The organism is candidate division WOR-3 bacterium (genome assembly GCA_016867815.1).
Lineage (GTDB): Bacteria > Hydrothermota > Tepidihabitantia > Tepidihabitantales > Tepidihabitantaceae > UBA2258.
This window is the reverse complement of sequence record VGIR01000026.1, coordinates 1-22,893: the sequence shown is the minus strand read 5'-3', so window position 1 is coordinate 22,893 and position 22,893 is coordinate 1. Positions and strand designations below refer to the sequence as shown.

Below are 22,893 nucleotides of genomic sequence, written 5' to 3'. Positions count from 1 at the left end.
GACTGAGTCGGTCTTGTTCAGACCCATCGTTACCGCCTGGCACGACCGCGCTGCTTGGCTGGTCATCGTGCTGGGTATGGTCCCACTCCTCTTCCCCCATCGTTTGCGCGTCGCTGCCATGGAACCGTTCCAAGTTGCGCTTCTCGCCCCGCTGCGTCTCAGCACAGCGGTCAGCCGGTCGCTTCACGATGCCCGGGCCGAAAACGAACGGCTCTCCCTGCTTGCCGCTCGGCTCGCGGTGGAGAATGCCCGCATCGAGTCAGGCTCGCGGTCCGCGGCAGCGGAACCGCCCGACAACGTGGCGTTGATACGGGCGCCGGTAATCGGTCGCGACCTCACCACGTTCGAGCACTGGCTCGTCATCAGCCGCGGCGCGCTCCACGGCATCAGGCCGGGCGCGCCTGTAATCACGCCGGACGGAGTCTGCGGCAAGGTTGTTGCCTGCGGCACACACCAGTCCCTGGTCCAGACTATACTAGCCTCTGAATCGCGGATCGCAGTGCTCAACGTCCGGTCGCGGGTCCCTGCCCTCGCCCGCCCCGACCGTTCCGGCCAGCTCGTACTCGACTACGCGCCCAAGGACTCCGACTTCAGACCCGGCGACACCATGGTGACCGCGGGCCTGGGAACGATCTTCCCAAAGGGACTGCGGGTCGGTGAAGTCACGAACGTCCCGGACCGACCAGAAGCACTCTTCAAGCCGGTGATGATCCGCCCATTTGCCGATGTCAGCCGGGTCGAGCGGGTCTTCGTCATCTCTCTGCCCGAAGACCCCGAGTCCGACACCGGGACCGTCTGGCTTGAGAACACAGTCCCACCAGAGATCACTATCCCGGGCCAGCCGGCAGGCCAGTGAGAACCCTCGTCGCGTTCGTCCTGCTCTATCTCCTTTTCCTGATACAGGCAAGTGTGAATCCGTGGTGGCCTGACCTGATCCTGCTCGGACTGATTGTCATCTCGCTGCACGAGAACCGCATTGCGTCCACCCTGGCCGGGGCTTTTGCCGGGCTGTGCCTTGACGTCACCAAACCGGCCTTCACCGGCACACACCTGTTCACGATGGCAGCGACGGGCTATGGTGTGGCGGTATTGCGCACGCTGTTCTATCGGGCGCGCTGGGCCACGCTCCTGTTCATGGCCATGGCCCTGGCCCTCAAGTGGGGCGCCGTCGGACTCCTCGGCACGGGCCTGCCCGAACTACCCGTCCTGCTCGTGTCGTCCGGTCTGACCCTGTTGCTCGCCCCGCTGGCTGAACTCAGCTTGACCCGGCTCCTCTACCACGGATGGCAGCCCGCCTAACCCGGCTGACGCAGGTCTTGCTCATCCTGCTCGGCGTCTTGTCCGCCCGACTTATCCAGCTACAGGTCATCCAGGGCGCGCGGTACGCACGCCTGAGCGACCGGAATCGAATACGCAAGCTGGTTCTGCCGGCGCCGCGCGGCCGCATCCTCGACCGGAACGGCGTGCTGCTGGCGGACACGCGGCCGTCCTTCACCGTCTCGGTGGTACCGACCGAACTCACCGACTCGGCTCTGCCCCTGCTCGCCCACATGCTCGGCGTCCCTGAATCGACCCTGCAAGCGCAGCTAGCGCCGGTCGCGATGTTCGCCTCGCCGGTCAACGTCAAGCGAGACGTAACAATAGAGGAGGTCGCTCGAATTGAGGAGTTGAGCTTCCGCCTGCCCGGGGTCGACGTTAGAGTCGACCCGGTGCGCCGCTATCCGACCGCCAACCGCTACTGCCACGTCCTCGGCCACATCGGCGAGGTTAGTGAGGACGAACTCAAGCACGATACTTCACTGAGACGGCTGGACTTCGTCGGCCGGGCCGGCATCGAGGCTCAATACGAGTCCATGCTGCGCGGCCGTGACGGGTCGGAATACGCCGAGGTCGACGCCCGGGGACAGGAAATCGGCACGTTGCGGGAGAAGCACCCGGAACCCGAGATGCCAGGTCGGAACCTGGTCATGACCATCGACGACCGGATTCAGAGGCTTGCGTGCCAGTTACTGGCTCCCTATGACCGCGCGGCAGTGGTCGGGATGGAAACAAGGACCGGCGCCATCGTCTGCCTCGTATCCAAGCCCGATTTCGACCCCAACATCTTCATGACGCCGATCGACGCCGAGACCTGGGACTCGCTCACCTCAAATCCCTCAAAGCCCTTCTTCAACCGGGCGCTGACGTCCGGCTACCCGCCGGGCAGCACCATGAAACCTGTGGTTGCGCTTGGGGCGCTTCGACAAGGCGCACTCTACCGCGACACGCGGTTCCAGACATGCCTAGGGAGCTACAAGTACGGCAACCGCACCTTCAAGTGCAACGCAGCTCACGGCAGCCTCGACCTCGTCGGCGCCATCGCCCAGTCCTGCAACACCTACTTCTACCAGGCGGGTCTCCGGCTCGGGCTGGACAGCCTGACCGCCTATGCCCGCGAGGTGGGCCTGGGCCGCTTGACCGGAATCGATATGCCCGGAGAGAGACCCGGCAACATCCCCTCGCGCGAGTGGCTCGATTCCCGCTATGGCAAGAACAAGTGGGGCGCCGGGTCGGTTCTAAACTTCGCCATCGGTCAGGGGGAAGTCACCACCACGCCTTTGCAGATGGCGGTGCTCTATGGCGCGATCGCGAGCGGTGGTCGGGCGGTTCGCCCCTACCTTGTAGCCCGGGTTGACTCGGCCGGACTAGCGATCCGTACAACCGTGCCCGATTTCCGCCAACTCCCGATGCGCCGGCAGGACATCGAAGTGGTGAAGCTTGGGCTGGAGCGGGTTGTTGAGTGGGGAACCGGAACCGGCGCCCGGGTCAAGGAGATAGACATCGCGGGCAAGACCGGCACGGCCCAGAACCCGCCCCGGCTCGACCACGCCTGGTTTGTCGGCTATGCGCCGGCCGACAAACCCGAAGTCGTCTTCGCTGTGCTGGTCGAGAATGCCGGCCACGGCGGCACCGTATCCGCCCCGATTGCCGGCCAACTCATCCGCGCCTACTTTTCACCTCCGGAGTCAGACTCAATACCTGCATCGCAGCCAGCTGATACGTCGGCAGCGCCGCAGCACGAGTAGATGACAACAGGGTTCAAGGGCTCCAGGGTTCGGCGGTTCGGGTTCCCGAGCCGCTTCGGCCGGAACCCGGGGACCCCTGAACCCCAGGACCCCTTCCTGTGAAGCGCTTCGACCCGGGCCTCATTGCCGCGACCCTGCTGCTCGCGTCCTTCGGCCTGCTTGCGATCTACTCATCCGGCGGCTCCTATTTCTTCTTCCGCCAGCTCATCTTCCTTGCGGCTGCCATCGGCGCCGCGGCTGCTGCCGTCTTCATACCTCGCCGCATTCTCTACGGCTTGGCCGAGCCCATATACGGCCTGGCCGTGCTGATGCTCATCGCGGTGCTCATCGCCGGTACCGGCCCCGGGTCTCACCGCTGGTTCGTGCTCGGCCCGGTGTACGTCCAGCCTTCGGAGTTCGCCAAGCTGACTACCGTCCTGCTCCTCGCCAAGCATCTCAGCTACAAGCGCACCATCGGCCTCAGCTTCCGCGACCTCGCCCTGCCCGCGGCCATAGCCGCTGTCCCCTCCCTCCTGGTCATGGTCGAGCCCGACCTCTCCACCTCCCTCATCTTCGCGGCCATGCTCGCGGCCATGCTCTACTGGCAGGGCATGCGGCCGCTCCATATCCTGCTGCTCTTCTCACCTGCCCTGTCTTTCGCGGCCGGGTTCTCGCTCTACACCTGGATACCTTTCTTCGTAGTCATGGGGATAATCCTGCTCTTCCGCGCGGGCGTGAGGAATGCGCTCGTCGGTCTCGGAGTAAGCGCCGGGTTCGGCCTGCTCTCGCCAGTGGTGCTCGCCTCACTCAAGGGCTACCAGCGCGCGCGCATCATGAGCTTCTTCGCGCCGTGGTTCGACCCTCACGGCATCAGTTGGAACGCGATTCAGTCACAGATTGCCATAGGCTCCGGCCGTCTCATTGGCAAAGGCCTCTTCCAGGGCTCGCAGAAGCGGCTCGGCTTCCTGCCCAACCGCCACACCGACTTCGTCTTCTCCTCGCTCGGTGAGGAACTCGGACTCGTCGGCTGCCTCGTGTTGCTGGGCTTGTTCTTCTGGCTAGTGCGGCGGATACTGCTCGCGGCACGCCAGTCCGGCGATTCGACCGGCTCGCTCCTCTGCGTCGGATTCGCGGCCATCATCGGCTACCAGATGTTCGTCAACATCGGCATGCTGCTCGGTATGCTGCCCATCACCGGCATCACCCTGCCCTTCGTCAGCTACGGCGGCTCCTCCCTGCTCCTCAATTTCCTCATGGTCGGCCTCGTCCTCAATGTGATATCGAGGCCCGAATGAGGACAAACTTGAAGTCCGAAGTCCGAATGACGATTCAAGCTCGAATGACCAAATCCCAGATGCAGTTCGGTATTCTCCTTCATTCGGACTTGATTCAGAATTCGGGTTTTGTCATTCGTCATTGTGAAGCCTGATCTTCGCTCCCTCACGCTCGCTCAACTCCAGGCGTTGTGCGCGGAACTCGGCTGGCCCCGCTACACTGCGGCTCAGGTCTTCACCTGGCTCTGGCAGAAGGGCGTTGATGACCTCGCCGCGATGACGAACCTGAGCAAGGAGCGTCGCGCCCTGCTCAGTGAGCGCTTCTCTCTCCTCCCTCCTCTCTCCTCCCTCCTCTCTACAGCGAGCGACGACGACGGAACCACCAAGTTCACGTTCAAACTCGCTGACGGCAACATCATCGAATCCGTCTTGATAGGAGAGGGTTCAGGGGTTCTCGGGTTCGAGGGTCCTGGCTCCATGACCCGAACCCCGGCACTGTCAGACAGGGGCCTCCGTGGCCAACCCCCGGACGCCGGAACCCCTGCCCGTCGGACGGTCTGCGTCTCCACCCAGGTCGGGTGCAAGCTCGGCTGCACTTTCTGCTTCACCGGCACGCACGGGTTCAGGCGCGACCTCTCCTGGCACGAAATCGCTGCCCAGGTACTGGCCGTCCGCTCATTCGTGATTCGTCATTCGGACTTCGTCATTACGAATGTTGTCTTCATGGGCATGGGCGAGCCCTTCCTCAACTACGACGCGACGATTGAGGCCGCGAAGACCATAAACGCCGAGAACGGCCTGGGCATCGGCGCGCGCAGGATAACCATCTCCACCTCCGGCATCCCCGACGGCATCCGCGCCTTCGCCAGAGTCGAAGAGCAGTTCCGTCTCGCCCTCTCCCTCAACGCCTCAGACGACGAGACCCGCTCCCGGCTCATGCCGGTCAACAAGATACACCCGCTGAAAGACGTCATGGCGGCAATGCGCGACTACACCGACGCCAAGGGCAAGCGCGTCACATTCGAGTACGTGCTTGTGGATGGTATCAACAATCGCGACAGAGACGTGAAGCAGCTCGCGGCCCTGCTCAAAGGCATTCCCTGCAAGCTGAACCTGATTCCGCTCAACCCGTTCGCGGGCTGCGAACTCACGCCGCCCGCGCCTGAATCGGTCGAGACCTTTGCCCGCAAGCTCTGGCCGCACGTCCCTGCCGTCACAGTTAGGCGCTCCAAAGGCGCGAGCATCCTCGCCGGCTGCGGCCAGCTCGCCGGCCTGGCCGGGTAACACTTCGCTTCTGCCCTCGCTACAGATGGACCGCTGAATCTGGCTCGCTACGCGAGTAGCCGCAGCCCAAGCGTAGGGCGCCGCCTTCACCCAAGCCCCCCCTTTTTGACTTCCCACTTCTCCTTGGCTATACTGACCGGCCATGCGAGGGTGGCGGAACTGGCATACGCGCTGGACTTAGGATCCAGTCCCTAACCGGATGGGGGTTCAACTCCCCCTCCTCGCATCGAGCTCCGTTCTGCCATAGACTCCGCCTGTGCTGTCAGGATTCGATGCGCGCAATCTGGGTCTTCTGGATGATATCGGCCGAATTTGTAAAGGAGTTCTGTTTTGGAAAAGACAGTCCGGTCACCGAAAGAATGGCTGCGCGAGATTGACGTAACGCTCGAGCCCGACAAGCTGAAGGCGAAGATCGAGGAATCACTCGTCGAGCTACAACCCAAGGCCGTGGTACCCGGGTTCCGGGTGGGTCACGTGCCGCGCACAGTGTTGGAGCGCCGCATCGGCAACCAGCTTGAGACCGCTGCGGCCGAGGAACTGGTCGAGAACGCAATCCGGGAAGTGCTGACCGATGATGCAATCAGGCCGGTCACCGAGCCGAAGTTCACCAATCTCGAGATCGCGCCCGACAAGACCATCAAGTTCCAGCTCTCCTACGAGGTTATCCCTGAATTCCAGCTCAGGGAATACGCCGGCCTCGCGCTGAAGAAGGAAGAACCGACCGGATTCGAGGCCGAGTTCGAGCGCCGACTGCAGGAGCGAAGAGAGAGATGCGCGACGTTCAAGCCGGTCAGCCATCCGGCCCAGGAGCATGACTTCGTTGTGGTGGACCGAAGGACGTTCATCGGTGAGGAGGAGGTCGCCAAGCCGCGCACCAGTGTGATGATGGAACTCGGCGACCGGTTGAACTCCGCCGAAGTCAATGCGGCCCTGATCGGAGCCCGGCCTGGCGATGAGCGAACCGCCGAAACCAAGTTCCCGGCCGACCACAGTGACAAGGAACTTGCGGGCAGGACGCTGACCTACAAGTTCACCGTCCGCGACGTGAAGGAGCGCATACTGCCGGAAGTGACCGAAGAACTCGCGAGAGACCTCGGATATGACAGCATGGACCAGCTCCGCATCGAGATCAACGAGTCAATTCTTGCCGATCGGAAACGCCTGGAACAGAACGGACTCAAGAACCAGGCTTTCGACTTTCTGACGGCCGAGCACCAGTTCGAGCCCCCCGAGTCCTGGGTTGAGTCGTCGCTGGAACGCTTGCGCACGCAGTACAACCTGCCAGAAGACGACGCGACCCGGGAGAAGCTGATGCCGGTTGCGCAGAAGTGGGCCAAGTTCGACTGCATAGTAGCGAGGATTGCCGATAAGGAAGGCGTCACCGTAACCGACGAAGAGCTGAAACAGCAGGCACAGGATGTGGCCGAGGAATCGAAGCGACCGATCGAAGAGGTCGAGTCTATGCTCGGCAGCGCGGTATACAAGAACCAGTTACTGCGCGAAAAGGTCCTGCGGCTCGTCGTGGACAAAGCGAGTGTCAGTTAGCCCTGCCAGACCTGAATTCAAATCTCACGATGAGGAACCCATGGAGGTACCAGTGCTGATTCCAATGGTTATCGAACAGACCGGCCGCGGAGAACGTGCCTACGACATCTACTCCCGACTGCTGAAAGAGCGCATCATCTTCCTGGGCTCGCCCGTCGATGACAACGTCGCCAATCTCGTCGTCGCCCAGTTGCTGTTCCTTGAAGCTGAGGATTCCGAGAAAGACATCAACCTCTACATCAACTCGCCGGGAGGCGTTGTCTCCTCCGGCCTAGCTATCTATGACACGATGCGCTACATCAAGGCCAGGGTCTCAACCACCTGCGTCGGCGAAGCCGCCTCTATTGCCGCGCTGCTGCTTGCTGCCGGCGAAAAGGGCAAGCGGTTCGCCCTGCCCAATGCACGCGTAATGATCCATCAACCCTCGGCCCACGGCATCTCAGGCCAGGCAACTGACATCGAGATCCATGCGCGTGAGATACTCAAGTTGAAGGAAGAGCTGTCGCGGATCCTGTCCAAGCACACCGGACAGCCGATGGATAAGGTGGTCGCAGACTCGGACCGCAACTACTTCATGTCCGCCGAGGAAGCCAAGACCTACGGTCTGATCGATGAAGTGATCGAGAAGCGGAAGTGACCGAAGGCCCGAGGCGACGGACGTCCCGCAGCCGCTGCTCGTTCTGTGGACTCGAGGCCGGCCCGGGACTGAAACTGGTCCAGGGCCGGACCGGCCGCATCTGCGAGCGCTGCGCGGCGACGGTCTCCGGCCTCTTCCGCGAGCAAAGGAACGCACCCCCGATCCAGCCGCCCGCCAAAGTCCCCAAGCCGGCCGAGATAAAGTCGTTCCTCGACGAGTACGTCATCGGTCAGGAGCATGCCAAGAAGGTCATCTCGGTTGCGGTCTACAATCACTACCAGCGGGTATTCTCAACCCGGAGAGATGTTGAGGTCGAAAAGTCCAACATCCTCCTCTTCGGCCCAACCGGTGTCGGCAAGACCCTGATTGCCGAGACCCTCGCCCGGTTTCTACACGTCCCATTCTCGATCTCAGATGCCACGCCTCTAACCGAGGCGGGCTACGTGGGTGAGGACGTCGAGAACATCCTGCTCCGTTTGATACAGGCAGCGGGCGGCGACGTACGCCGAGCCGAGACGGGGATCATCTATCTGGACGAGATTGACAAACTGGGCAGGAAGGCCGACTCGGCGTCCATCACCCGCGACGTCTCCGGCGAGGGGGTCCAGCAGGCCCTGTTGAAAATCCTCGAAGGCACGATAGCCAGCGTGCCACCGCAGGGCGGCAGAAAGCACCCGGAGCAGCAGTACACCCCGGTCGATACGAGGCACATCCTGTTCATCTGCGGAGGGATGTTTGACGGTCTTGAGCGGATTGTCGAGCGCCGCATCCGCTCGAACACGCTGGGCTTCGGCGCCGACATCTCCGAACGCAGGCTGCGAACCAGCGACGAACTGCTGCCGCTGGTTGAGCCGGATGACTTGATCAAGTATGGACTCATACCGGAGCTCGTCGGCCGCTTGCCCGTAGTAGCCGGACTGCACAGTCTTTCCAGGGAAGCGCTGGTGGACATCCTGACCAAACCCCGCAACGCCCTCACCCGCCAGTTTGCCTTCTGTTTCGAGCTGGAAGGCGTGAAGCTGACTTTCACTCCGGAAGCTCTCGGCGCGGTTGCCGAACTCGCGGCCGCGCGCAAAATCGGCGCCCGTGCTTTGCGTTCTGTGCTGGAGGAAACGATGCTCAACATCATGTTCGAACTGCCATCGCGCACGGATGTCGAGGAGTGCATCATCACCGACGGAACGGTTCGAGCGAAGCAGCCGCCTGAGTACGTTCTCAGGCAGCTGCATCGCAAAGCTCAGTAGTTCTCTTCTAGCTCCCCGTCCTCACTTCCGGATTCCGGCTTCTCGCCTCTGACTTCCAGCTAGGCTTCCGGCTCAAACTGGTCTTTGCTCGCGCCGCAGACCGGACAGACCCAGTCGGCCGGGATCTTCTCAAACGGCGTGCCGGCCGGAACACCGCTGTCCGGGTCGCCGGCGGCCGGGTCGTAGACGTAACCGCACACCGCACAGACGTACTTCTTCACGGTCTCTTTCCTTTCCTTTTGCTCAGACTTCTCCGCCGTCACTGTCGCCGCATAGGTCGGCGCGTTCTTGCCGGTCTTGCCGCCCTTCACCGCATGATAGTAGGCATAGGTCAGCGGGTTGCCGGACCGCAGCAACTCGCTGGCAACCACGTCGGCGATGAATGTGGTGTGCGACCCGCAGTCAACCGCGGTCCTCACCTTTGCCTCAATCACCGCCAGCGAGTGCTCGACAAGCAACGGGCATCCCGTAGCTCCATCCCGGAACTGCGCGCGGGCGAACTTGTCGTAGTCGCGGCCGGAGCGGAATCCGAATACTCCAATGAACGGCATCGGCGTTTCCTGCTCCAGCACTGCGACCCCGAATTGCCCGGTCTTCACTATCATGTCGTGCGTGAAGTTGCCCTTGCTCACACTGACCGAGATCTGGCAGGGCTCGCCTGCTACCTGGACTACCGTATTGACGATGCATCCATTTCGCTTCTCGCCGTCGCGCGCGGTAACGACGTAGAGACCGTAGGTGATGGAATTGAATGCGGCCAGGTCGATCTTTGAACGATCGATCGTACAGTGGGCACCGGTTCCGGCCCGCTCAATCACATGCCGACCCGCTCCTGGAGCTTTGCGGCGACTGCCCTGCCGAACTCGCGGCACTGGTCGAGCGCGGCTGCGTCCGGCACGAACTTGAGCCTCATGGCAGGCAGCGCAATCTCGACTCCCATCTCGCGCAACGCAGTCTCAATCTGAGCGCACGCTTCGCCGCTCCAACCATGTGAACCGAACGCGGCACCGATCAGGTTCCTGGGCTTGAGACCCTTTGCATAGGTGAGAACGTCGGCCACGGTCGGGAACATGCCGTTGTTCAAGGTCGGCGAGCCGACCAAAAAAGCACCGGCACAGAGGAGCTCTGTCATGACATCCGACCGGCTCATGCAACTCATCGGGATCACCGCGACATCGGTCCCTCCTTCACGCAGTCCATCGGCCATGGAGCGGGCCATCATCGCGGTGCTCTGCCACATGGAATCGTGGGCAAGAACCGCGCGGTTCTCAGGCTTCTGTTCGGCCCACCTCGCATACCAGCCCAGCAAGGTGCCTAGGTCCTTTCGCCAGACCGGCCCGTGGTCCGGGGCGATCGTTCTGATGCTGATACCCAGTAACCTGATGCGGTCGAGCAGTTTCAGAACGAGCGGCGAATAGGGCAGCAGAATGTTGGCGTAGTACTTCTTGCCTTCGTAGAGCATAACGGCCGGGTCATTCTCGTCCGCGAACAGCCTCGGCGTGGCCAGGTGCATGCCGAAACCGTCCTGTGAGAAGACCAGCTCATCCTCGTGCAGGTAGGATATCATTGAGTCCGGCCAGTGGAGCATCCGCGTCTCGAGGAAGGTGAAGGTCAGTCCGGCCAACTTGAGCGTCTCCGAATCCTTGACTGCCGTGACCTCGCCAAGTCCGTGGAACTGATCGTGCAGGTTCTTCACCCCCATCTGCGACGCGTAGACCTTGTCCGGCTTGATGATGTCAATCACCTGCGGAAGCGAACCGGAGTGATCCATCTCCGCGTGGTGCGAGACTACGACTTTCACGTCAGCCGGGTTCACCACCGATGCCACCCGCGCGAGCATCTCGTCACGGAACTGGGCCTTGACCGTATCGACCAGGATCGGATAGTCGCCCATCACCAGGTAGGCGTTGTAGGTAGAGCCACGCTGTGTCGAGTAGCCGTGGAAGTCGCGCAACGCCCAGTCGATCGCCCCGACCCACCAGACGTGCTCGCTGACCTTGACCGCTGAGAAGCCGCTGCCGCTCATATCGATGCCGGCTCGGCCTATGCCCCGGCGGCCGCCTGCGCGTACAGTGCAGCCAGCTCCGGCGCGAGCACGAACGTCCGCGTGCCCAGCTCACGATCCATCATCAGGATACCCCGACCATCGTTCCCGACCAGTTTGAGGTCCTGCGCAACCTTGGACGTGTTCGCTTCCTCCTCGACCTGTTCGTCAACGAACCACTGCAGCAGGCTCCGCGAGGCGTGATCATTCTCAGCCAGGGAGAGCTTCATCAGCCCGTCGATCTTGCCGGTGATGAACTTCTCGTGCTCGTAGGCCGCCTCGAAGGCGGCGAGTGGCGACTTCCAGTCCTGCGGCGGCATCGCCAGCGGGTGGAGCTTCACGTGCCCGCCCCGCTCGACAATATGCTTGTAGAAACGCATTGCGTGGGTCTGCTCTTCCTGCACCTGTGCCCGCATCCACGTGCCCATACCGGGAAAACCGTCGGCGTCGAAGTACGCGGCCATGGATAGGTAGATGTAGGCCGACTCCAGTTCGTGCTTGATCTGCTCGCTGAAGGCCTCTTCGATCTTCTTGGGGACCACGCTCATGCTCCTTTCCAGAGACCGTGGATGTTGCAGTACTCTCGGGCGAACACGCTCTTGGCCTCAAGCGAGAAGAACGCCTCGGGCGCCTGCGCCGGCGACAGGAACTGCCGGTATGCCTTGTCGTCGGCCACCAGCTCGATCCACTCGATGTAGTGCTTCTCTTCCATTGGGTGCGGGACGCTGCCGACCTTCACCTTGTATCCGCCCGCTACCTTCTCAATCACCGGGACATGCTTCTCTCTCGACGCATCGGTCGTGTTCTCGACCAACAGCTTCATCGGCTTGCCGCAGCAAACCAGTTGACCGGTTCCGCCGTCCAGAACTTCGACTATGTTCCCGCACACCTCGCACCGGTAGACTTCCATTCTCTTTGCCATTCGTTTCCTCCAGTTGGCAGGGCGCTCGCCCTACCCGATCAGACGACTATCTACACCGCTGAACCCGCACTCCGGGATGTAACATGTCACATCGACAAACTGACAGTGCTCATGGCACGACGGACATGTTTCCGGCGGCTGTTCCGCCTGGATGACATAGTGGCATTTGCTGCACTGCCAGTGCGGAGCCGTTGCCGGCACCGACTTCGCGGCGACCGGTTCCTGCCTTATCGTGCGCCGGGCCTCGGACTCTCCCGCCGTTTCCTCTCCGGCCAGCATCATCGGCTTGCCGCAGCATACCAGCCTGCCACCGCCCTGGTGTACCACGGCCACAATCTGCCCGCAGACGCTGCAACTGTATACCTGCTGCCTTGCCGTCATCGCTTGTCCTTTCCTAGACCCATGGTCACTGCAGTTGCTTCACGGCTTCGAGCACCGGAGCGTAGTCCGGCTCGGTGCCGGTTTCTTTGACCAGCTGCGTGTAGCGTATCACTCCCTGCCGGTCAACCACAAACACGGCACGAGCCAACAACCGCACGTCCCTGATCAGGACGCCGTAGCCGGTCCCGAATGATGCGTCGCGGTGATCTGATACCGTGATGACCCGGTCCACGCCGGCAGCTCCACACCACCGCTTCTGGGCAAACGGCAGGTCCATACTCACCGTGAGTATCACCACGCCCGAACCCAGGTTCGCGGCTTCGGAGTTGAAGCGTCGCGTCTCCATGTCGCAGATCGGCGTGTCGAGCGACGGCACTGCCGATATGACGACCACCTTGCCCCTGAAATCCGCCAGCTTCACCGGCTTCATGTCGTTGCCGACCGCGGTGAAGTCGGGCGCCGCGTCACCGGCCCGCAACTCCGGACCGACAAGGGTCGCCGGCTTGCCACCGAACAGCACTGCACCGGGACGTTCAATCATCTTGCTCTCCTTGATAGCTGAGACATTGGGACCCGAACCGCAAGCCAGAATCAGTGCCAGCGCGGCAAGAACGGGCTTCACCAGTTCTCGCCCAGCAGCTCGAAGTAGGCCTGCGGGTGGGCACAAGCTGCGCACTGGCCAGGGGCCTCGGGGCCCTCGTGCAGGTAACCGCAGTTGAGGCAGCGCCAGAAAACCTTGCTGCCACGCTTGAAGACCCTGCCCGCCTCAAGGTTCGCCGCCAAATCCCTATAGCGCTTCTCATGCTGCTTCTCCGCCACCGCGATGTTGCGGAACACGGCCGCGACGTCCTTGAAACCCTCCTGCTCCGCGGTCTTGGCGAAGTCAGGGTACAGCGTGCCCCATTCGAACATCTCACCCGCGGCCGCTGCCTTCAGGTTATCGAGGGTTGTACCGATCTTGCCGGCCGGGTACGAAGCCTGAATCGTGACGTCGCCGCCTTCCAGGAACTTGAAGAACCGCTTGGCGTGCTCCTTTTCCTGGTTGGCAGTCTCCTCGAAGATCAGGGCCATTTGCACCAGTCCCTCGTTCCGGGCCTGACTGGCGAAGTAGGTGTAACGGTTACGCGCCTGAGACTCGCCAGCGAAGGCGGCCAACAGGTGCTTCTCGGTCATGCTTCCCTTGAGCGCCATGTTGATATTCTCCTCGGATTTGTGCTGTTGCCTGAGTCGTACATCAAACCACTATTAGACTTATCGTATATAGCACCAGATTCGTGACTTCGGCCACTAGAGCGGGCCGCCCAAGTGCGGAATCCCTCCGGACGAGACTCCATGTGGAGCGGATCACTTCTCCTCGGGCCGCAACTTGGCCAACTCACGAAACAATGCCCGTTCCTTCTCAGAGAGGCGGCACGGCAAACGGACTTCGATTGTGGCGTACAGGTCGCCGCGCTTCCCCGGCTCGCCATAGACCGGCATCCCCTGGCCCTTGAGCCTCAATTCACACCCCGACTGCGTCTCGGGCGGTATCTTGGTCTTGGCCCTACCTTCAACCAGCGGAACGGTGACCTCGCCCCCGAGCATGGCCACGTACAGCGGAACCTGTATCCGGGTGTGCAGGTCGTTGCCGTCCCGGGCGAAACTGGGATCGTCCTCGACCGTCATCACCAGCCACAGGTCGCCCGGCTGCCCTCTCCTGCCGGGCATGCCCTGCCCTTTCAACCGCATGCGTGTCCCGTTGTCTACCCCGGGTGGTATCTTCGCTTCAATCGTGGGACCGCCCTGCCGCTTGAGCCTGCGCGTAGTGCCCTTGGAGGCCTCGGCCAGCGTCACGACAACGGGCTGCTCGATGTCCCGTCCCCGGCCCGCGCGCGGCTGTGCTTGCGCTGCTTGCGCTCCGAAGAGATGCGTGAAGAAGTCCGAGAATGGCGCGCCCTCGCCGAAGAGGTCCTGCAGATCCTCGGTTGTGTACCTCGAGTATCCGCCCGGCTGTTGTCCGGCCTGATAGCGACTCCAGTCGAAGTCGCCGGCCTGCCCGGACTGCTGGGCTCTCTGCCAGTCGGCGCCAAACTGGTCGTACTTGGATCGCTTCTCCTTGTCGGAAAGGACCTCATATGCCTCGTTGACTTCCTTGAACCTTCCTTCGCCCTCGGCCTTGTCCGCACAGACATCAGGGTGATACTTGCGCGCCAGCTTCCGGTACGCAGCCTTGATGGCCTTCTCGTCCGCGTCCTTGGGCACACCAAGCACCTCGTAGTAGTCCTTGAATTCCACTGTCTACTTCTGTTCGCTCAATTCCACCAGCACTCCGCCTGTTGCCGAGGGATGAATGAAGCCCACCATCGTCCCATGCGCTCCCGGACGCGGTATCTTGTCAATCAGCCTCACTCCGGCCGCTTCCAGCCGCTGCAGCTCGGCCGCGATGTCGTCCACCTCAAAGCAAACATGCTGCAGACCCGGCCCACGCGTCTCAAGGAACTTGGAGATGGGCGAGTCCGGAGAGGCGGGCTGAACGAGTTCGAGGCGGGTCTCCCCTACAGGGATGAAACCGACCGTGACCTTTGAGCCCGCCACGTCCTCACGGCCAACCAGCTTCAAGCCCAGCTTCTCCTCATAGAACTTCGCGACCTCGGTCACGTTGGGAACGGCTATGGCAATGTGGGATACCTTACGGACCATTGCTCGCCTCCTCCTTTGACGCTGTGGATCGTCTTTCGCCCTCCGCTTTTCGCCTTTCGCCCCCGGACCGCGGGTCTGAGTTGCGGATCTTGCAGCGGAGCTTGTTCAGCATCTTGCTTACATCCTCGTACGAACTGTCGAGTTGGCGACAATCAGCAGTCCTCATGTAGCCCAACTCGCTGGCGACGTGGGCCTCGCAGCGTACTTCCTCGCACGAACCCAACGCCATGTCGACGAAATGCGCGAAGTCCCGCGCGCCGCTTCTGGCTGCGCCTTCTGCCAGGTTTATGGGAATTGACAGGGCTGCCCGACGCATCTGAGACACCAGCCCGTACTTCTCCTCACTGGGAAAGGAAACCGTGATGCGGTAGACCATCAGGGCCAGCCGGTCGGCCAGCCTGAAAACGTCGTAGTTCCGTATGTCCCTCATGTCGCTCCTCGACGAACGGCGAAGGGCGAATGGCGATTGGCGAGCCCGTTCATCTCTGCCGGTCGTATTCGCCGAACTCGGTCCGCAAGGCGTCGCTGATCTCGCCCACAGTCCCGCCTGTCCGCACGGCCGCTACTATCGCTTCCATCAGATTCCCTGTGCCTCGAGCCCTGTCCTTCAGGGCTGTGAGCGCTGCAGCGACCTCTGGCGCTTCCCGCTTCCGCCTGAACGCGGACAGCTCAGCCGCGCGCCGGTCACCCAGCGCCTGGTCAACTCTCAGCAGCTTGCCCTCTATCGCTTGAGATCTCGATCCCTCGATCCCTTCCGTGTACTTGTTCACTCCCACCACAATCCGCTGTTTCTTCTCCACCGCCTGCTGGTACTTGTACGCGCTATCCGCAATCTCGTTCTGCATGAACCCCTGCTCAATCGCCGAGACCACCCCGCCCATCTGCTCGACCTTGCCGATCAGCTCCCGCGCTCGCTCCTCCATCTCGTCCGTCAGAGACTCGACCGCATACGATCCGGCCAGCGGGTCGACAATGTCCGCGACTCCCGACTCGTGCGCGACAATCTGCTGCGTTCGCAGGGCAATGAGCACCGACTCCTCACTCGGCAGTGCCAGGGCCTCATCCCGCGAGTTGGTGTGCAGACTCTGTGTTCCGCCCAGCGCCGCGGCTAGCGCCTGATAGGCAACCCGGATGACGTTGTTCTCGGGCTGCTGAGCAGTCAGGGTCACTCCGCCGGTCTGAGTGTGAAACCTGAGCTTGCAGGATTCATCAGACGCGTTCCATCGCTCCCGCAGCAGCCTTGCCCAGAGCCTCCTTGCTGCCCGGAACTTCGCGACCTCCTCAATGATGTTCGAGTGTGCGGCGAAGAAGAACGAGAGTCGGGGCGCGAACTTGTCAATTGCCAACCCCGTGCTCAGGGCAGCCCTGATGTACTCAAGCCCGTCGGCAATGGTGAATGCGACCTCCTGCACCGCGGTTGCGCCCGCCTCGCGTATGTGATAACCGGAGACGCTCACGGTGTTCCACTTCGGCACGTTCTCCGCGCACCAGGCGATGATGTCGGTCACAAGCCGCAACGATGGCCTCGGCGGAAAGATGTACGTCCCCCGCGCGACGTATTCCTTCAGGATGTCGTTCTGGATCGTGCCCGCGAGACCGCCGATGCTCTTCCCCTGCTTCTCCGCAACCACGCAATACATCGCCAGCAGGATCCCGGCAGTCGCGTTGATGGTCATCGAGGTCGAGACCTTGTCCAGCGGGATTCCGGCGAACAGAGTCTCCATATCCTCTAGCGACGAGATGGCGACCCCGACCTTTCCGACCTCACCCTTGGCCATCGCCGAATCCGAGTCATAGCCCATCTGTGTCGGCAGGTCGAATGCGACGGAGAGCCCGGTCTGCCCCTGCCCGAGCAGATAATGGTAGCGCTTGTTCGTATCCTCGGCTGAACCGAATCCTGCGTACTGCCGCATGGTCCAGAACCGCGAGCGATACATGGTCGGCTGCACGCCCCGTGTGAACGGAAACTCCCCCGGCATCCCAAGCTGCTCTGCATAGATGCGCAATGCGTCTTGCGTAAGGCGTGATGCGTCGGGCGTGTACGCCCGATTCAACGGCAGTCCCGAGACCGTCTCTGCCGCCTCCGCCCTCTCCGGCGCCTTCTTAAGCACAGGAGCTACCGTCTCTTGCTCCCACTTCTCGACGACTCGCCTCAAATCGACGTCCGGACCACCCTTCCGGGATTCGTCATTCGTCATTCGACCTTCGACATTTCCTCAAAGCGGTATGTTCCCGTGTTTCCGCGGCGGATTCGAGGCCTGTTTGTCCCTGAGTATCTCGAACGACTCAACGACCCGTCGCCGCGTCTCCTCGAACTCAATCACCTCATCCACAAACCCAAGTTCTGCAGCCTTGAACGGGTTCCCGAACGTCTCCTCGTAGTCCTCCACCAGCTTCTTCCGCGTCCCTTCCGGATCGGCCGACTCCGCAATCTTCTTCCGGTGGATGATGTTGACTGCGCCATCCGAACCCATCACCGCAATCTCAGCGGTCGGGTAGGCGAAGTTGAAGTCGCCGCGGATGTGCTTCGAAGACATTACGTCATACGCTCCGCCGTACGCCCGGCGCGTGATAATCGTTACCTTTGGCACGGTCGCCTCGCAGAAGGCATAGAGCAGCTTGGCGCCGTGGCGGATGATCCCCCCGTACTCCTGGTTGGTCCCGGGCAGAAATCCGGGCACGTCCACGAACGTCAGAATCGGGATGTTGAAGCAGTCGAGGAACCGGACGAACCTGCCCGCCTTGCATGAAGCATCAATATCGAGGCACCCGGCCAGGAACTTGGGCTGGTTCGCCACGATGCCGATGACCTCGCCGTTCATCCGCGCGAAGCCGATGACGATGTTCTTGCCCCAGAACTTCTGCACCTCGAAGAAGGAGCCCTGGTCAACAACCTTGTGGATTATCTGGGTCATGTCGTACGGCTTGCGCGTATCGTCCGGGATTATCTCCTGGATTCCCTCGCATGCCCGATTCGGGTCGTCTCGCGACGTCGCGGCAGGCGGCTTCTCGCGGTTCGACTGGGGCAAGTAGGATAGCAGCTTGCGGCACATCTCCAGCGCATCCTTGTCATCAATCGCCTTGAAATGGGCTACCCCTGAGGTCTCATTGCAGGTGCCGGCGCCGCCCAGCTTCTCCTTGGTCACCTCTTCCTTAGTCACGGATTTGATCACCTCAGGCCCGGTGATGAACATGTAGCTCGTCCGCTCGGACATGATGATGAAGTCGGTAAGGGCGGGCGAATAGACCGCGCCGCCCGCGCACGGCCCGAGCACAACCGATATCTGAGGAACTACCCCTGACGCGAGCGTGTTGCGCAGGAAGATATCCGCATACGCGCCCAGGCTGTCCACGCCCTCCTGAATCCGCGCTCCGCCCGAGTCATTCAGGCCGACAACCGGCATACCGGTCCGCATGGCCATATCCATCACCTTGCAGACCTTCTCACCGAACACGCGCGACAACGTGCCGCCGAACACCGTGAAATCCTGCGAGAAGACAGCAACCGGCCGGCCATTAATCCGGCCGTGCCCGGTCACCACCGCGTCGCCCGGAATCCTGCGCTTCTCCATTCCGAAGTCGTGGCAGTCGTGCATACGCAGCCGGTCCAACTCCACGAAGCTGCCCTTGTCGAGCAGGATATCTATGCGCTCGCGCGCGGTCAGCTTGCCGGCCGCATGCTGCTTGGCGATGGGCTCCTCGCCCCCGCCCACCTGCGCGGCCTTGTTCCGCCTGGCCAACTCGTCCTTAACGTGTTTGATGTGCGACATATGGAGAGTGATGGTAGACGGCCAGCCCCTGCTTGTCAAACACCGGCGGACGCCGTCTTGCTGCAACGACCACGGACAGTCACGGATGGACGCGGGTTGTGCGGCCAATCGAGGTCAGATGGAGGGATCTGGATGTCAGAAGTCCGAAGCGCTGGCGGGGAGGGAGTCACCGAAGATCACACACTTGATGCGGGTTCGAGGGAAGAGGCAGGTTCTAGCTTCTGCTGCTCAGCGCTGCAGGACGACCTTCCGCATCTTGCCCGCATCCCCCGCCCCTCGCACCTCGTCCCTGACGAAGTAGATGCCCGACCTTGGATTCACCACCATCCGCCCCATCGCATCGAAGACGACGCAGGATGCAAGACGATTGACACCCCGAGTACCCGCGATGATGGTCGGCGCTGATGTCACGCCTCGCACCTCGGGCTCTGATATCTCCTCTATGGCCGGATTCGGGTCCGTCTTGCCCCAAGCCCTGTCGGTATTGTAGTTCTTGCCGTCTACGGTACCGGCCCAGCCCTGGTAGACAAGCAGCGTCCGGCCCCCGCCACCTCCGCGCAGCCGAGGGTACATCTGGTCTCCGATCTGGCGGACGACCGGACCGCCCTGAAACACCGCCCCCCCCGGCGACACACGCGCACCGTAGATTTCGAAGTCGCCGAAGTTGCGATAGTCCTGCCAGACTACGAGAAAGTCCGAGCCGTCAAAGGCAATGGAAGGTGCCGACTGCTCGCCCGGGGAGGTCGAAATCGGTCTGCCGGTTGGATCGAGCAGTGAACCTTGCGGCGTCACGCGGGCACCGAAAACGTCGTGATCGTAGCCGTAGCGGCTATCTTGCCATCCCACGAGGAAGTTCGCGCCGTTGAAACTTACGGCAGGAAAACGCTGGTGGTTTTCCGCGTTTGAGATGACGATGCCGCCGGGGTCGAGTACCGTACCTTGCGGCGTTACCCGAGCACCATAGATGTCCCAATTGCTGCCGTTGCGCGTGTCTTGCCACGTCACGAGGAAACTCGTGGTGTCGAAGGCGACGGCAGGGGCGTAGTGGAACCCGGGAACGTTTGTGATGGCGATGCCGGATGGATCGAGTACCGTACCTTGTGGCGTTACCCGGGCACCATAGATGTGAAAACGCACGCTGTCTCGATAGTCCTGCCATACGACGAGGAAGTTCGTACCATCAAACTCCACGACCGGAGCGCTCTGTTCATCAGGCGCCTGCGCGATGGCGAAACCGGAGAGATCGAGCACCGTTCCCTGGGGCGTCACGCGCGCACCGTAAATGTCGTAGCCGCTGCCGCTGCGGGCATCCTGCCAGACCGTGAGGAAGTTCGCCCCATCAAAACCCACGGCAGGAGAGAGCTGTCCGCGAGTCGTCTGAGAGATGACAAACCCAGCGGGGTCCAGCACGCCGCCCTGTGACGTCACCCGCGCTCCATAGACATCACCCGCAGCGTCGTCGCGATAGTCCTCCCAGACAACAAGGAAGTTCGTCCCGTCGAATCCTGCGGCCGGAACGCTCTGGCCATGTGCCCCCAGCGAAGCGACAATACCGGCGGGGTCGAGGAGTGTGCCTGCCGGCGTTACCCGCGCCAGATAGATATCGTAGGCGGTACCGCTCCGGTCATCTTGCCACGCCACGAGCAGGTTCGCCCCACCAAAACCCACCGCAGGGTAGTACTGCTCGCGCGCCGCCTGCGAGACGACAATGCCCGCAGGATCGAGCACGGCACCTTGCGGAGTCACCCGCGCGCAGTAGACATCGTAGCCGCTGCCGCCGCGATAGTCGCCCCACGCCACCATGATGTTCGTGCCGTCAAAACCCGCGGTCGGAAAGCCCTGGTTGCCGGCCGCGCGCGAGACAGCCAGCCCGGTGGCATCGAGCACCACCCCCTGCGGCGTCACCCGAGCACCGTAGATGTCGTAGCCGCTGCCGCTGCGGGCATCCTGCCAGACCGTGAGGAAGCTCGCGCCGTCGAAGACAACAGCCGGCGCCAACTGGTCGTTAGCAGCGGCAGAGATGGGAAAACCCAGAGTGTCGAGCACTACTCCCTGCGGTGATACCCGCGCACCGTAGACGTTGCTGCTGGTGTCCCGGTAATCCTCCCAGGCCACGAGGAAGTTGCTGCCATCGAAGGCAATGGCGGGCGTCGATTGGTCGTCATCCACGGTGGAGATCGGAATCCCGGCGGCATCAAGCACCGTGCCCTGCGGCGTCACCCGCGCACCGTAGATGTTGTCGGTGGTATCGGTGGTGTCGCTGCGGTCGTCTGCCCATACCACCAGGGAGTTTGCACCATCGAAAGCAACGGCAGGCGTCATCTGGTCAGCTTCCGTAGCCGAAATGGGGATAGCCGAAGGATCAAGTACCCCTCCCTGCGGTGATACCCGCGCACCGAGGATGTCCCAGTTGGTGCCGGTGCGGTCTTCTTCCCATACCACCAGGAAGTTCGTGCCGTCAAAACACAAGTCAGGATAGCCCCGGTCACCCGGTGCCGGCGTAATGGTGACGCCCACCGGGTCGAGTACTGCGCCTTGCGGCGTCACCCGCGCACCGAATATACGGCCACCGCGCGCATCCTGCCACGCCACCAGGAAATTGGCGCCGTCGAAGGCGACAGCAGGAACCTGCTGGTTGCCCTGCGCAGGCACATGGACGATGCTCGTGTCAATCACGAACTCACCATCGTCCAGCAAGGAAGTCGAACGAGCAGAAAGACGGTTGAGGGCGCGATTGACCCGGACCTGCTCCCGGACATCCTCTGCCCGGAAATTGGGCCTCGGCGATGCGCCCGGAAGCATCGCCTCCCGCCCTTGGGCGGGGACAGCCAGCACCAGGCAGCGAAGAACCAACAGCAATGAGGCGCACTTCATCAGGATTCCTAGACATCTGATTATCGGCTTCGCCCGCTGCTTGTCAACGGACATGGGGGCCCACCGGACGCAAAGGAGCTCCAACCGCCGGGCCCGCAGAGGACCACGCGTCGGGTACGGCTCGGAGGCTCCTAGTCTGTTCCCCGCTCTCGCTGCTCTCTCTGGGCGCTCTATCGCCTCTTCTCATCTCGCCTCCTCGCCATCCGCCACCGGTTCAGGCGGTAGCGGCCGTAGGCCCGTGGTAACTGAGCGCGGGCGGGATCCGGCAGCCTGACCCCGCCCGCCTCGCAGACCAGACCATCGGGTCCAGAAGTCGGCGCCTTCGTGGTGCGGTAAGTCCTCGACCAGACTCCTGCCTTCTGCACTCTGCCTTCTGACTTCTGACTTGGCTTCAACGGCCCCTGTCAAACAGTGCGGTCGTCCCTCGAACTACGGCGCAACCGGCGCGACGACGATGGAAGCTGATGAACCACAGCTAGACACCGATGTCAGGGCAGACGATACCTCGGACCCAAAGGTCCTCTTGGTCCCTTTGTCTCCTGGTGACGAAGTCCTGACTGCTACTTCGCGCTCAAGGCGCGGTCGGGTCGGTCAAAGCACCCGTCATTGCTCGCCGGAAAGTGTCGGTCAGAGGATCGTTCACCGCGTAGCGGACTGCGTCGGCGAGTGCGTCGTCGACTGCGTAGCAAACTGCATCGCGCACTGCATGAGTCATTGCACGCGGCATCGCATACGTCAAAGCTCACCGAATGGCTCGCAGCATGGCACGCGTCATCGCTCACGCCATCGCTCGGTTCAAAGCTCGAATCAATGCACCGGTCATTGCAGGCTTCAGTGCACCTCGCATTGCAGCGGCGAAGGCCACGGGGCAGGCAGCCTCCGGATCATCCCCCCGGCGGCAGAATTGTGGTCCGAGAGCGGTACACCACTACATGTAGATGGCAATCAGGGCCTTTCCTTCTCCCTCTCCTCCCCGAGGAGAGGGTCGGGGTGAGGAGTCCAGCGAACTGGTGACTCCGCAGGGACAGGGCTTGCGCACGAGACCGGCTGGGGGTCAAAGCACTCGCACCAGAACTGCCGCGATCACTGCGGCGCTCAGTGCCGAACTGAACCGCAGACTGAACGCGCGGCTCAAGGCCGGACTCAACTCGCGGCTGAACGCGCAAGTCAAGCCGGAACTCGCTGCGAGGCTCGG

At 62.2% G+C, this 22,893-nt stretch carries 20 protein-coding genes, 1 tRNA gene and 1 pseudogene; 9 read left to right on the top strand and 13 right to left on the bottom strand.

Annotated features, from left to right (window positions below; translation table 11 throughout):
* Positions 1-13 precede the first annotated feature (13 nt).
* The 9 genes from FJY68_05795 to clpX all read left to right on the top strand — a co-directional run bounded on the left by FJY68_05795 (position 14) and on the right by clpX (position 9,028).
* A complete protein-coding gene (locus FJY68_05795; GenBank protein MBM3331351.1) occupies positions 14-856 on the top strand; it encodes a rod shape-determining protein MreC in 843 nt (280 codons plus the stop codon).
* Positions 853-1,299, top strand: coding sequence for a hypothetical protein (locus FJY68_05790; protein ID MBM3331350.1), 447 nt, complete (start codon positions 853-855; stop codon positions 1,297-1,299). Before FJY68_05795 ends, FJY68_05790 begins: the two co-directional genes overlap by 4 nt.
* A complete protein-coding gene (mrdA, locus tag FJY68_05785) occupies positions 1,284-3,065 on the top strand; it encodes a penicillin-binding protein 2 (protein MBM3331349.1) in 1,782 nt (593 codons plus the stop codon). The genes FJY68_05790 and mrdA overlap by 16 nt, the downstream gene beginning before the upstream one ends.
* Before the next feature lie 98 nt (positions 3,066-3,163).
* Complete coding sequence (locus FJY68_05780) at positions 3,164-4,339, top strand: rod shape-determining protein RodA (protein MBM3331348.1); 1,176 nt, start codon at positions 3,164-3,166, stop codon at positions 4,337-4,339.
* Positions 4,340-4,438: 99 nt separating this feature from the next.
* Positions 4,439-5,602: a 23S rRNA (adenine(2503)-C(2))-methyltransferase RlmN gene (rlmN, locus tag FJY68_05775; protein ID MBM3331347.1), complete on the top strand. Its 1,164-nt coding sequence runs from the start codon at positions 4,439-4,441 to the stop codon at positions 5,600-5,602.
* 144 nt (positions 5,603-5,746) lie between these two features.
* Positions 5,747-5,828: transfer RNA gene (locus FJY68_05770), tRNA-Leu, on the top strand.
* Positions 5,829-5,932: 104 nt separating this feature from the next.
* Positions 5,933-7,147, top strand: coding sequence for a trigger factor (gene tig, locus FJY68_05765; protein MBM3331346.1), 1,215 nt, complete (start codon positions 5,933-5,935; stop codon positions 7,145-7,147).
* Between the two features lie 40 nt (positions 7,148-7,187).
* Positions 7,188-7,784, top strand: coding sequence for an ATP-dependent Clp endopeptidase proteolytic subunit ClpP (gene clpP, locus FJY68_05760; protein MBM3331345.1), 597 nt, complete (start codon positions 7,188-7,190; stop codon positions 7,782-7,784).
* On the top strand, positions 7,781-9,028 hold the full coding sequence (gene clpX / locus FJY68_05755) for an ATP-dependent Clp protease ATP-binding subunit ClpX (GenBank protein ID MBM3331344.1): 1,248 nt from the start codon (positions 7,781-7,783) through the stop codon (positions 9,026-9,028). The genes clpP and clpX overlap by 4 nt, the downstream gene beginning before the upstream one ends.
* 59 nt (positions 9,029-9,087) lie before the next feature.
* Here the strand turns inward: clpX and FJY68_05750 are convergent, their stop codons facing one another.
* The 13 genes and pseudogenes from FJY68_05750 to FJY68_05690 form a co-directional block, all read right to left on the bottom strand.
* Complete coding sequence (locus FJY68_05750) at positions 9,088-9,795, bottom strand: High molecular weight rubredoxin (protein ID MBM3331343.1); 708 nt, start codon at positions 9,793-9,795, stop codon at positions 9,088-9,090.
* A gap of 47 nt (positions 9,796-9,842) precedes the next feature.
* Positions 9,843-11,054 (bottom strand): FprA family A-type flavoprotein, encoded by a 1,212-nt coding sequence (locus tag FJY68_05745; GenBank protein MBM3331342.1) that lies wholly within the window; start codon positions 11,052-11,054, stop codon positions 9,843-9,845.
* Between the two features lie 17 nt (positions 11,055-11,071).
* Complete coding sequence (locus tag FJY68_05740; protein ID MBM3331341.1) at positions 11,072-11,614, bottom strand: ferritin; 543 nt, start codon at positions 11,612-11,614, stop codon at positions 11,072-11,074.
* Between the two features lie 2 nt (positions 11,615-11,616).
* Positions 11,617-11,994, bottom strand: a complete 378-nt coding sequence (locus tag FJY68_05735; GenBank protein ID MBM3331340.1) for a desulfoferrodoxin — start codon at positions 11,992-11,994, stop codon at positions 11,617-11,619.
* Between the two features lie 273 nt (positions 11,995-12,267).
* Positions 12,268-12,375 (bottom strand): annotated as a pseudogene (locus FJY68_05730) (desulfoferrodoxin FeS4 iron-binding domain-containing protein).
* Between the two features lie 25 nt (positions 12,376-12,400).
* The gene (locus tag FJY68_05725) at positions 12,401-12,916 is read right to left on the bottom strand and encodes a thiol peroxidase (protein MBM3331339.1); all 516 of its coding nucleotides are present in this window, start codon (positions 12,914-12,916) and stop codon (positions 12,401-12,403) included.
* A gap of 77 nt (positions 12,917-12,993) precedes the next feature.
* Complete coding sequence (locus FJY68_05720) at positions 12,994-13,566, bottom strand: rubrerythrin family protein (GenBank protein MBM3331338.1); 573 nt, start codon at positions 13,564-13,566, stop codon at positions 12,994-12,996.
* A 153-nt stretch (positions 13,567-13,719) separates the two neighbouring features.
* Complete coding sequence (locus tag FJY68_05715; GenBank protein ID MBM3331337.1) at positions 13,720-14,649, bottom strand: J domain-containing protein; 930 nt, start codon at positions 14,647-14,649, stop codon at positions 13,720-13,722.
* Between the two features lie 3 nt (positions 14,650-14,652).
* The gene (mce, locus tag FJY68_05710; protein MBM3331336.1) at positions 14,653-15,054 is read right to left on the bottom strand and encodes a methylmalonyl-CoA epimerase; all 402 of its coding nucleotides are present in this window, start codon (positions 15,052-15,054) and stop codon (positions 14,653-14,655) included.
* Entirely contained in the window at positions 15,044-15,484 is a 441-nt protein-coding gene (locus FJY68_05705) for a four helix bundle protein (GenBank protein MBM3331335.1), read from the bottom strand. Before FJY68_05705 ends, mce begins: the two co-directional genes overlap by 11 nt.
* Before the next feature lie 49 nt (positions 15,485-15,533).
* Positions 15,534-17,252 carry a methylmalonyl-CoA mutase gene (locus FJY68_05700; protein MBM3331334.1) on the bottom strand — a complete coding sequence of 573 codons (1,719 nt, stop codon included), beginning with the start codon at positions 17,250-17,252 and terminating at the stop codon, positions 15,534-15,536.
* An 18-nt stretch (positions 17,253-17,270) separates the two neighbouring features.
* Positions 17,271-18,824 carry an acyl-CoA carboxylase subunit beta gene (locus FJY68_05695; GenBank protein ID MBM3331333.1) on the bottom strand — a complete coding sequence of 518 codons (1,554 nt, stop codon included), beginning with the start codon at positions 18,822-18,824 and terminating at the stop codon, positions 17,271-17,273.
* 228 nt (positions 18,825-19,052) lie between these two features.
* Positions 19,053-21,698: a hypothetical protein gene (locus tag FJY68_05690; GenBank protein MBM3331332.1), complete on the bottom strand. Its 2,646-nt coding sequence runs from the start codon at positions 21,696-21,698 to the stop codon at positions 19,053-19,055.
* Between the last annotated feature and the right edge of the window lie 1,195 nt (positions 21,699-22,893).